The organism is Acidovorax cavernicola (assembly GCF_003581445.1).
In genome coordinates, this window is the sequence record NZ_QXMN01000056.1 from 20530 (window position 1) to 31688 (window position 11159).

The following is an 11159-nucleotide window of genomic DNA, read 5'->3' on the forward strand; positions in this document are numbered from 1 at the left end:
AGGCGCTCCGAGGCGCTCTCACACGCTTTCGCACGCATTCACACGCCGGCATGCCAGCCGCGCGCCTTGCCCCAGACCGCCTGCACGCCGCTGCCGGCGCCCTCCACCACGTGGTAGCGGTCGTAGGGGGCGGCCGTCATGCAGGCGTGATGCGGCAGCACGCGCACGCGGCTGCCGACGGGCAGCGCGCGGAACATGGCTTGTGCGTCCTCGTCACCTTCACAGGCGATGAGGCCGTGCTCCTGGTGCAGCTCCGCCACGCACAGCCCGGGCAGCGGCACGGTGCCGCCGGCCTGGCACACCAGCCCGAAGCCCAGGCCGCTGCGGAACTCGGCCGCCGACTGGTCTTTCGACAGCGCAAGCGCACCGGCGTCGATCAGCACGCGGCGTGAGCGCGGGTTGTGGCCGATCACGGTGGCCAGCACCGACAGCGCGATGTCTTCCACGCCGCAGATGCCGCGTGCCACCTGGTCGAGGTCGAAGAAGGTGTAGACGCCGGGGCGCATCTCGGTCACGCCTTCGAGCGACTGCGCGCACACGGCCGTGGGTGTGGAGCCCACGCTCACCACCTCGACCGGGATGCCGACCGCGCGCAGCCGTTCGGCCGCGTGCACGGCACCGGCGCGCTCGGCTTCGGCGATGGCGCGGATCGCCGTGCCGCCCTGCACGTGGTAGCTGTGGCCCGCGTGGGTGAGCACGCCGGCCAGCGTCAGCGATTCGCTGCGCTGCACTTCGCGCGCAAGCGACAGCAGGGCGTCGTCGCGCGGGCCCACGCCGCCGCGGCCACCGCCGGTGTCGATCTCGATGAGCACGCGGAAACTGGCGCCCAGTTCGCGCGCGCGGGCGCCGGCCGCCTGCACGGCCTCGATGGAATCGACGAGCAACGTCACGCGCGCGCCGTTCGCGCGCTCGATGTCATGCAGCGCCGCGATCTTGCGGGCGTCGATGCCCACGGCGTAGGTCAGGTCCGTGAAGCCGTGGCGCGCGAAGTAGCCGGCCTCGGCCACGGTGGACACCGTGACCGCGCCGCTGTGGCCGCGCGTGGCGCGCCGCGCCACGTCCGCCGACTTGGCCGTCTTCAGGTGCGGTCGCAGCGCCACGCCGTGGCGCGCGGCGCGCTGCGCCATCGCCTCGCAGTTGCGTTCGAGCACGCCGACGTCGAGCAGCAGCGCGGGCGTGGTCAGTTCGGCCAGGGACGTCATCGGCGGGTTCCGGACGCGATCTGCACCATCAGGCCGTCGATCTCCTCGGCCACGCGCTGCACGAGGGGCGGCAGCAGCACCATCGTCATGTGCTCGGCCCCGTCGATGCACACCAGGCGGCGTTGCGTCGACAGCGCGGCATGTGCCTCCTGGAACTCTGGCCAGCGCTTCTGCACGTCGGCGATCGCCGGGTCGGCGCCGGGCGGCAGTGCCTGCGGCTGCTTCGCCCACAGCACGGCGAGCGGACGCGAACCCAGGTCGGGCGAGGCGCCGGCCTGGCGCGCGACATGCGGCAGGCCGCGCACCTCGGCCAGCGTGGTGTCGAGGGCCTCGGGCGTGTAGAGGGCCTTCAGTTGGCGAATCACCTGTGGCAGATCGGCGAACAGGAGCTCGATGGGCGCTTGTTCCGGCGGCGGCTTGCCGCCGGCCTGAAAGTCCGCGCGCTTCACCCGCTCCGCAGCGAACACCGATTCGGGCGGGTGCTCGTACATCGCGAACTGGTCGGGGTGGCTCGCATCGAGCATCACGACGCCGGCCACCTGCTGCGGATACAGGCCCGTGTAGATGCGGTTCAGCAGACCGCCGAGCGAATGGCCGACCAGCACGATCGGGCCCGTCACGCCGGCCGCTTCGAGCAACCCGTGCAGGCGGTGCGCGGTGCGCTCGCCGTCGAAGGGCGCATCGTCGGCCTCGCTCCAGCCCATGCCGGCACGGTCGTAGGCGATCACCGGGTACTTCGCAGACAGTGCCTGCTGCAGCCGCGCATAGGTCGGCGAGGCGCAACCGCCGCCGGCCTCGATGACGATCGTGGGCTGCGTGGCGCTGGCGGGCGCGGGGCCGCTGCGCTGCAGGTGCATCTTGCGGCCATCGACGGTGTAGAGCTCGCCGGGCGCGGCCATGTGGTGCGGCCGGCCGGGCTGCTCCACGCGCGGCCAGTAGTCGAGGTCGCGCACGCGGTACGGCAGGTTGGCGAAGTCGGTGCTCAGCGACGCCGGCGTCGACACATACAGCACCGACTTGGCAAGCGGTCCGAACTCCGCATGGAAGTGCTGCGCCGACTTCACGATGACCAGCTTCTTGGCCGTGAGGTCGATGCCCAGGCCCGTGAAGAGGTCGGCGCCGATGACCTGGTTGCGCTTGCTGATGAGCACGATGTCCACGCCGTTCGCCGCCTGCACCCACACGCACGGTCCCATGGGCGTGCGCACGCCCGAGAGGCCGCCTTGCGAATGCGCTTCCACCACGTTCTTCACGGTCACGTGCAGGTCGATCGGGTCGCCCGAGGCCGGACCGCACTTGCCGCCCAGGCGCAGCTCGAAGCTCGCGCCCACGCCCGCATCGCGGCACAGCTGGACAGCGCCCAGGTCCCACACGCCGCCGAAGGCCACGTTGCCGATGCCGCGCTCGACCACCGCGTGCAGCATGAAGGTGCTGTCGCTGGTGGCGCCGCCGCCGGGGTTGTCGGCGGTGTCGGCAATGACGACCGGGCCGCCCGGCGTGGCCATGGCCCGCTCCAGCGTCTCCTCGATGGACAGCGAGGGCACGGCGGTCTCGTGGCGCAGGTCCCAGAAGGCGCGGCCCAGTTCTTCGGCGAGCTTCGCGGCCAGCGCGGGGTCGTTGTCCGTCACCACCCAGAGCTTGGCGCCCGACTCGGGCACGTCGGCCCACGGGAAGCCATGGCCCAGCGACACCGAGAGCACGCCCGGCAGCTGTTCGGCGGCCTGCATGCGGCGCACGAAGCCGGCCATGGGCTCGCGCGTGGTGTGCCACTTGCCGACCATGCGGCAGTCGTGCACGGCTGTCACGGGGCGCACGCGGCCTTCGGCGGTGTCGACCACGATGCGGATGAGTTCGGTCAGCCGTTCGAAGGCATCGGTGTGCGGATATTCCTTGTAGCAAATGATGGTGTCCGCCCCGTCCAGCATCTTCTGCGTGAAGTGGCAGTGCAGGTCGAGCGACACGCCGATGGGCACGCCGGGTCCGACGATCTCGCGCACGCGCGAGATCACGTCGCCTTCGCAGTCGTCGTAGCCCTCGGCCACCATCGCGCCGTGCAGCACGAGGATCACGCCGTCGACCGGGCCCGCGTCGCGCAGGTCGGCCAGGATCTCGTCGCGCAGGCGCTCGTACACGCTGCGCACGGTACGCCCCAGCGGCTGCGCGAAGGCCAGCAGGCTCTCGACGGTCTCGTGGCCCTTGGCGGCCAGCTGCTTGCGCACCTCGACCGCGTACAGGCCGTAGCCGGTCGCGTCGCGCGTGCTGGCATCGCCGCGGAAGATGCCGTATTCCTCGTAGCTGCCCAGGCCGGTGGGGGCCGAGACGAAGGTGTTGGTTTCGGTGGCGAACAGGGTGGTGAAGAATTTCATGCGCAGGGCTCCTGGCGGGCAAGGTGGATGTTTCGCGAGCGCGTCGTGTCCAGCCGCAGTCCCACGACCCGGCCCGCCTTGCGCTCCACGTTGAGAATCGATTTGCCCAGCTGGGCCAGCACCGGATCGACCGAGGCGAGCGTCATCACGTCGGCCGACAGGGGCGTCAGCACGCACACGTGCTGGCCGTGGCGACCCTGCACCGTGAGCTGCAACCGGCCGTCGACCAGCGCCATCTGTGCGGTGGCGTCCAGGTCGGGGCTGGTGTAGTCGCCGCACAGGTGTTCGGCCAACGACACGGCATCGGGCGCCGTCTCGGGCAGGCGCTCGAAGCGGCGCGGCTGGCCGCCTTCGTGCAGCACGAGTGCGTCGGGTGCGCGCTGCGGATCGAGGTCGGCGGCGTCGATCACGAGGTCGTTCGTCGGCAGGTCCTGCAGGCCCAGCCACAGCTTGCCGTCGCCCTGGTTCAACGGCCTCGGCTCGCCGGCCTGCCACGACATCGCCAGCTTGCCGGCTGTGTCCGCAAAGCCCAGCAGGCTGCCGGTGGACGGTGCGTGGTAGCGCTGGCCGACCAGCGCGGGGAAGGCACTGGCCAGCGGGCGCACGTCGGGCGGCGCCAGCGCGTCGCCCAGCAGCAGCTCGATCACCTTGAGGGCCAGGGCCGACGGCGACACCGGCGCGCCGTTCACCATGGCGATGATGTCCAGCCCGTGGCTGGGCACGCTGATCATCTGCGACTGCGCGCCGAGCACCGCGCCCGCGTGGTGGACGATCTCCACGCCGCGGTACGGATGGCGCGCCAGGCCGAAGCCGTAGTCCACCTTCGAGCCCGACGACAGCGTGGTGGGTTCGGACAGCAGGGCCCAGCTCTTCGCGCTGCCCACGATCTTCTCGCTGCCGTGCATGTGTGCGAGCCAGCGCAGCATGTCGTCCGCCGTCGACACCAGCGAGCCGCCGCCGTCGAGTTCGCACGGGTACAGGCCGCGGCGCCAGCCGCCGCCGGGCGCGGGCATGTACAGGCCGGCCAGGCCCGGGACCACGTCGAGGTCGGTCTGCACCGACAACGTGTCGCGCATGCCCAGCGGGCCGAACAGGCGCGCCTTCAGGAAGTCGTTGAAGCTCTGGCCGCTCACGCGCTCGACGATCTTCGCCAGCAGGAAGTAGCCGCCGTTGCTGTAGACCATGTGCGTTCCGGGCTCGAAGTTCAGCTCGCTCTGGCGCGCCATGGCGGGCAGGCCCGGGCCGGGCAAGGTGAACGTGAGGCCGTGCGCGATGGCCCACAGCTCGTCGTGGCCGCGCCAGCCGCTGGTGTGCGTGAGCAGGTGGCGCAGCGTGGGGCCGTTGGCACTCAGTTGCGGCAGCTCGGGCAGGTACTTCTGCACCGGGTCTTCCACATCGAGCAGGCCGTCTTCGGCCAGCAGCAGCACGGCCATGGCCGTGAAGTGCTTGCTGGTGGAAGCGATGCGCATGCGCGTGGTCGGCGTGAGGGCCACGCCCATCTCCAGGCTGGCCATGCCGACGGCGCGGCGGTACAGCAGCTTGCCGTGCTGCGCGATGCCCAGCACCAGGCCGGGCGCGTCGCTGCGGTTGAGGGGGGCCACCATTGCGTCGATGGCGGCCAGTGCGGAGGCTGTGTCAGGCAGTGAAGCTGAAGGTCGGGGTTGTGACATGGGGGAGCGGTGAACGATGGAAGGTGGGAACGACAGAGGGATCGGGAAAGAAGATCAGGTCGGCTGCGCCGCGCGCATCAGGCGCACGAACGGGCCTTCGGTGGCGCGCAGCACCATGGCACCCAGCGCGCCGCCGACCAGCGTGGTCGCGACGATGGCCACGGCCAGCCCGTTGGGCACCGACTTGAGGGCGTCCGACAACATGCCGACCACCAGCGGCCCGACCACGCCGAAGGGCAGGCTGGCCATCGTGAGCATCGCGATGGTGCGGGCCCGCAGGTGCGCCGGCGCGGCGTCCTGCAGCACGTTGGGCAGCAGCACCGCGCTGCCGATGAGCGGCACCACCAGCAGCCCCAGCAGCATGAAGTTGTGGTTCGCCGAACGCGTGAACAGCAGCAGCGTCGACAGCAGCGCGGCCGTGAAGTTGCACAGCATGATCAGGCGCAGCGCCGCGGCCGGGCCCATGCGCGGCTGCAGGTAGCGCATCGCCCCCACGCCCAGCAGACCGCCGGCCACCGTGCCGCACAGGAAGGCCAGGCCCATGCCCTGCCCCATCTGCACCGGCGTGATGCCGTAGGTGCGCGCCGTGACGATCGGCAGCCAGGTACCGAGCGAACTCAGGCCCACGCTGGTCAGGCCCACGCCGATCACCAGGCCCGCGAAGGTGCGCCAGTGCTCGCGCAGGTGGGCACGCAAGGTCGTGGCACCCGTCGCCACGGCGGCCGGTGCGCCGGGCTTCGCGGCCGGCACGCCAACGCGCGGGGTGCGCCGGATCGACAGCACCAGCAGCACCACCGGAATGCCTGCGGCGGCCAGCACGAAGAAGGTCAGGCGCCAGGCTTCGAGCTGCTGCATCGACACGGGCAGCCAGGGCCGCAGGTCGTCCGTCAGGTGCACGATCGTGCCGCCCAGCAGCGCGCCCAGCGCGCTGCCGAAGATGGCCGACAGCGCGAACACCGCGTTGGCCAGCACCCGCTGCGCGCGCGGGAACAGGTCGGGGATCATGCTGTTGGTGATGGGCGTGAGGCCGGCCTCGCCCACGCCCAGGCCGACGGAGGCGACGAACAGCACGCCGTAGTCCATGGCGGTGCCGCGCATGGCGGTGGCGGCGCTCCACAGCACCACGCAGGCGGCAAGCACCACGCGCCGGTCATAGCGGTCGCTGAGCCAGCCCAGCGGCAAGGTGGCGATGCCGGTGAACAGCACGATGCCCGCGCCCTGCAGCAGCCCGATCTGCGTGTCGGTGAGCGACAGCGTCTGGCGGATCGGCTCCGTCAGCAGCGTGAGGATGACCTTGTCGATCGACCCCAGCACCGTCGCGATGATGAGCACCGCCAGCGCATACCAGGCGCTGGTGGGCGCCTTGCGGGTCGTTTCCAGGGCCGCAGGGGCGGCCGCATCCAGCGGCATCGGTGCCGCGAACGGTGGGAGGCCCGACATGTCAGAACGGGACGTTGACGTTCACGCCGATGGTGCGCGCGGGTACGAGCGCCGCAGTCACCAGGTTCGGGTTCGCGTTGAGTCCTGTTTCGATCGACACGATGCCGCGCTTGTTCGTCAGGTTGCGCACGTAGGCCGAGACGCTGAAGGTCTTGAAGTCGATGCCCGCCTGCAGGTCGACCAGCGTGTAGGCCGGCATGGTGATGCTCGGAATGGCCGTGCTGCCGCGGTAGCCCGCGTCGCGCTTGCCGGTGTAGCGCGCGCTGATGCCGACGTAGGCCGGGTAGTCGGCGATGCTGAAGTTGCGCGTCACGCCCAGCGTGGCCGCAAAGCGCGGCGTGTGGGGCAGCCGCGCGCCAGCCTTGGCGTCCAGGCCCTTGGCGTCCTCGGTCAGGCGCGCATCGACGGCCGCGGCATTGGCGGTGAAGCGCCATTCCTTGCTGGGCTTCCAGTTGAGCGTGAGCTCGCTGCCTTTGATGCGAGCCGCGCCCGCGTTGGTGACGAACACGAAGGCGCCGCTGCGCGTGGGCTGTTGCACGCCTTTCCACTCGATGTCGTACAGCGCCGCTTCCAGCGACAGCGTGCGGTCCAGCAGGTCGGCCTTGTAGCCCAGCTCGTAGCTCCACAGCGAGTCGGAGTTGTACATCGGCTGCACCACGTTGCGGTCGGTGTCGGGCTTCAGCACGTTGGGACCACCGGGACGGTAGCCGCTGGCCGCGCGGAAGTACACGGTGCTCGTCTCCGACAGCGTGTACTTGGCCGCGGCCAGGTAGGTGGTCGGGGTTTCCGACGAGGTGCCGGCGGCATTGGCGGCGACCGAACCGACGAGCTGACCGGTCTGGCGGCTGTCGTACTTCTGGTTGTTGCGCGCCAGGCGCAGGCCGCCGGTGAGCGAGAACTTGGGCGTCACGTTCCAGGTGACGTCGCCATAGGCCGCCTCTTCGCGGTAGCGCGAGGACTGCGTCGACGTCAGCAGGCCGAGGCTGCGCCCCCCGATCAGGTTGGCGTCCATGACGCCATTGTTGCTGCCGCGTTCGCGGTTCAGGTAGATGCCGGCCAGCCACTCGATGGTGGTGCCCGAGCGCGAGGTCAGGCGGAATTCCTGGCTGACGCGGTGCTGCTCCACGGTGCTGTTCACCGGCACAGAGGCCACCGGCAGGCGCAGCGCGCTCAGCATCAGTCCGTAGCGGCCGGTGACGTCGACGGTGTTGTTGATCTTCACGTCCTGCGCGGAGGTGATCGAGTTCAGGCGGGCCCAGCCGAAGTCGTATTCCACATCGAGGCCGAACAGCTGCGTGAGGTTGCTGTACGACTCGTTGGCCGACAGCTGCCGCGTGCGCTCCCGGTCCCAGGGGCGCAGGGTCCGCTTGTCCATGTCCTCGAAGCCCAGGCCCTTGCGATGCACGTCCTGCACGGTGCCCGTGAGGCGCACCGTGAGTTCGCGCGTGGGCGTGAGCAGCAGCGAGACCCGGCCGCCATCGGTGTGGCCGCGGTCGATGTTGCGTCCGCGCGCCGGGCCCGTGGCGTCGTAGCTGCCGCCGACCTGGTCGGTGAAGGCGGCGAAGCGAATGGCCGCCACGTCTTCCTTGAGCGGCACGTTGAGCACCGCGCCGGTCGTGAAGCCCGGGCCGCCGCTCTGGGTCCACGAGGTGCCGAGTTTCACCGAGCCCGCGAACTCCATGGTGTCAGGCTGGTTGGTCACGTACTTGAGCACGCCGCTCATGGCGCCAGCGCCGTACAGCGTGCCCTGTGGGCCGCGCAGCACCTCGATGTGGCTCAGGTCGAGCATGCCCATGTCCAGCGGCGTGTTGCCGCCGCTTGCGCCGGCTGAGCTCAGGCCGGTGGCCACGTCGTCCACGTACACGCCCACGGTCGCGATGCCCTGCACCGGGCCGGTGGTCAGCCCGCGCATGGTGAGCGTGCCGCCCACGCTGCCGCTGCTGGTGAGGTTCACGCCCGGCTGCTCGGCCACATAGTCGGCCAGGGTTCTGGCGCCCGCGCGTTCCAGCGTCTGCGCCTTCATCACGTTGACCTGCATCGGAATCTCGCGCACCGGTTCGCGGCGGCGCGTGGCCGAGATGGTGACGCTGTCGAGTGACTGCGGCGCTTCCTCGACCTGCGGCTTCGCAGCAGTGGCCGTGTAGATCACGATGGCACCGTCGTCACCGCGGCGCGTGCGCAGCGGCGTGCCTTCGAGCAGCCGCGCCAGCGCTTCCTGCGGCGAGAGCACACCCTTCACGCCATGCGTGGCCACGCCCTTCACATCGTCGACCTTGTAGAGCAGCTGCACACCGCCCTGCGCGATGTAGGCGTCGAGCGCGGTCTTCAGGTCGCCGCCGCTCACATCGAAACTCTGCGCCTGGGTGGCTGCCGAGGTCTGTGCCTGCGCCTGCGCGTGAACGGACAGACCGCTGGCCAGCGCCCAGGCGCCGCCGATCATCCAGGGCCGCAACGCGGCCCCGTACGTTCGCTTCTTTCTCAAGGACGGCAGACGAAGGCGGTGCGCGATGCGATTCATTGTGTGTGTCTCCAGCGTGGTTATTTGTTTGGATACCCACTGAGACGAATGCCCCGTCACATTCCGGTAATTTGCTAACTCGAAATTCTGATTTCGTTGCCGCTCTCGTGCACGGCAAGGCCGAAGCCCTGCTTGAGCAGCGCCACGAAGCCGCTCATGTTGTTCGCATCGAAGCTGCCGCCGATGCGCACCTGCGCGATGGCCGGATCGGCGATCACCAGCTTGCGCGTGTTGTAGCGGTTGAACTGCGCGGCCGCGTCGCCCAGCGTGGTCTGGTCGAACACGAGCTTGCCTTCGCGCCAGCTCAGTTCGTCGTCGACCTGCTTGGGCGCCTTCGACATCACGAGCACGTTGTCGGCATGCGTGACGGCCGCCTGGTTGCGCGTGAGCACGGTGGGCTCGGTGCTCTTGGCATCGGGTTTGGCCGCGGCGATCTGCACGCGCCCTTCTTCCACCGTCACGTTCACCTGCTCGCCCTGGCGCCGCACGACGAAGCGCGTGCCCAGCACGGTGATGCGGCGGTCGCCCGCCATCACGACGAAGGGGTGGACCTTGTCGTGCGCGATGTCGAAGTAGGCCTCGCCCGCGTCCAGCCACACCTTGCGCCCGCTCTCGTTCACCGCCGTGCGCACCTGCGTGGCAGTGTTCAGCGTGAGCTTCGATCCGTCGGACAGCGCCACCGACTGGCGCGCGCCCACGGCCGTGGCGTAGTGCTGGCCGCGCGCTTCCTGCGTGTACTGCCAGCCGAGCCAGGCGGTGCCGGCGGCGGCCACCAGCACGCCGGCGGCGATGCGCTGCAGCGAGAACCGCGACAGGCGCGCCGGCGGACGTGCCGGCTGCGGTGCGGGTGCGGGAGCCGGCGCGGGAATCGGGATCGCCGGCGTGCGCAGTGCGCCCAGCCGGTCGCCACGCTCCCAGGCGCTGGACAGCCGCAGCCACGCCACGCGGTGGGCGATGGAGGCGGCGATCCAGGCGTCCAGCTGCTGCTGGTCGGTGTCGGTCCATTGGCCGCTGTCGCGGCGGGCCAGCCAGTCGGCTGCAAGAGATTCAATGCGCTGGGCGTCGCTCATGTCGAAAGCCTCCGCTCGTTCTGCGCTCGCCCGAAGGCCTTGGTGTCCAGCTGCACGCCGTCGGACAGCAGGGCGTCGGCCAGGGCGCGCACGCCGCGCGACACCTGCCGTTCGACCGTGTCCTCGGTGATGCCCAGCTGCGTGGCGACCTCGCGCTGCGAGAGGCCGTCGATCTTGCGCATCTCGACCACGCGGCGGCACTTGGACGGCAGCGCGTCGAGCGCCGATTGCAAAAGCCGCAGCTCGCCCCGGCCGGCGGCGTGGCGTTCGGGCGTGAGTTCGTCGGCCGAGAAATCGAGCGCGTCGAGGTCCGCAATGATCTCGATGGAAACGATCTGCGCGCGCCGGGCGCGGTCGATCAGCAGGTTGCGCGCGGTGGCGAAGACGAAGGGCTTGACCTGGTCGGGCATGGATTTGGCGGCGGACTCGTAGATGCGCACGTAGACGTCCTGTCGCAGGTCGGGCACTTCGGCGTCGTCGCGCCAGTTGCGGCGAAGAAAGCGCGTGAGCGCAGCTTCCATCGGCAGCACCTCGCTGACGAACCAGGCGTCCAAGTCACTGAGAACCACAAAGCGCTCCTGGAAATTGAAGGGCCGAAACGAAAGGACGGCATGTCGCCGGGATTGGCGACAGACAGTGAGACGAACGGCCCGAATTTTTCCGGTATCGCGCAAAGGCCCGCCGGTGAAATTTCTTCGAATTTCCCTCCCCGGCGGCGGTCGGCGGAATTCTAGAAGGGCGAGTCCAAGGGCTTTTCCCCCTTGCCCCGTTACCGGAAAGTGCGCCCGAACTCGTCTCACCGGGGGCAGAAGAAAAACCAATTCGCGGAAACACAGAACGACATGATTCGAATCCGGAGGCAGCCCCCCACCCTCCTCGCGCTCTTCATCACA

At 69.9% G+C, this 11159-nt stretch carries 7 protein-coding genes; all 7 read right to left on the minus strand.

The features are described from left to right. Positions 1 to 38: 38 nt before the first annotated feature. On the minus strand, positions 39 to 1202 hold the full coding sequence (locus D3H34_RS28205) for an alanine racemase (protein WP_119557862.1): 1164 nt from the start codon (positions 1200 to 1202) through the stop codon (positions 39 to 41). After that, a complete protein-coding gene (locus D3H34_RS35015; protein WP_119557863.1) occupies positions 1199 to 3568 on the minus strand; it encodes an alpha/beta fold hydrolase in 2370 nt (789 codons plus the stop codon). The genes D3H34_RS28205 and D3H34_RS35015 overlap by 4 nt, the downstream gene beginning before the upstream one ends. Then, positions 3565 to 5172: a serine hydrolase domain-containing protein gene (locus D3H34_RS28215; protein ID WP_167481288.1), complete on the minus strand. Its 1608-nt coding sequence runs from the start codon at positions 5170 to 5172 to the stop codon at positions 3565 to 3567. Before D3H34_RS28215 ends, D3H34_RS35015 begins: the two co-directional genes overlap by 4 nt. Before the next feature lie 120 nt (positions 5173 to 5292). Then, positions 5293 to 6678 carry an MFS transporter gene (locus D3H34_RS28220; RefSeq protein ID WP_119557865.1) on the minus strand — a complete coding sequence of 462 codons (1386 nt, stop codon included), beginning with the start codon at positions 6676 to 6678 and terminating at the stop codon, positions 5293 to 5295. Between the two features lies 1 nt (position 6679). Then, complete coding sequence (locus D3H34_RS28225) at positions 6680 to 9196, minus strand: TonB-dependent receptor (protein WP_119557866.1); 2517 nt, start codon at positions 9194 to 9196, stop codon at positions 6680 to 6682. 74 nt (positions 9197 to 9270) lie between these two features. After that, on the minus strand, positions 9271 to 10266 hold the full coding sequence (locus D3H34_RS28230) for a FecR family protein (RefSeq protein ID WP_119557867.1): 996 nt from the start codon (positions 10264 to 10266) through the stop codon (positions 9271 to 9273). Then, positions 10263 to 10835, minus strand: coding sequence for an RNA polymerase sigma factor (locus D3H34_RS28235; protein WP_286186356.1), 573 nt, complete (start codon positions 10833 to 10835; stop codon positions 10263 to 10265). Before D3H34_RS28235 ends, D3H34_RS28230 begins: the two co-directional genes overlap by 4 nt. Positions 10836 to 11159: the final 324 nt, after the last annotated feature.

Excerpts from the sequence above, each read along its gene's own strand:
- D3H34_RS28205 (WP_119557862.1), bottom strand. The coding sequence starts at position 1,202 with ATGACGTCCCTGGCCGAACTGACCACGCCCGCGCTGCTGCTCGACGTC.
- D3H34_RS28230 (WP_119557867.1), bottom strand. The coding sequence starts at position 10,266 with ATGAGCGACGCCCAGCGCATTGAATCTCTTGCAGCCGACTGGCTGGCC.
- D3H34_RS28220 (WP_119557865.1), bottom strand. The coding sequence starts at position 6,678 with ATGTCGGGCCTCCCACCGTTCGCGGCACCGATGCCGCTGGATGCGGCC.
- D3H34_RS35015 (WP_119557863.1), bottom strand. The coding sequence starts at position 3,568 with ATGAAATTCTTCACCACCCTGTTCGCCACCGAAACCAACACCTTCGTC.
- D3H34_RS28215 (WP_167481288.1), bottom strand. The coding sequence starts at position 5,172 with ATGGTGGCCCCCCTCAACCGCAGCGACGCGCCCGGCCTGGTGCTGGGC.
- D3H34_RS28225 (WP_119557866.1), bottom strand. The coding sequence starts at position 9,196 with ATGAATCGCATCGCGCACCGCCTTCGTCTGCCGTCCTTGAGAAAGAAG.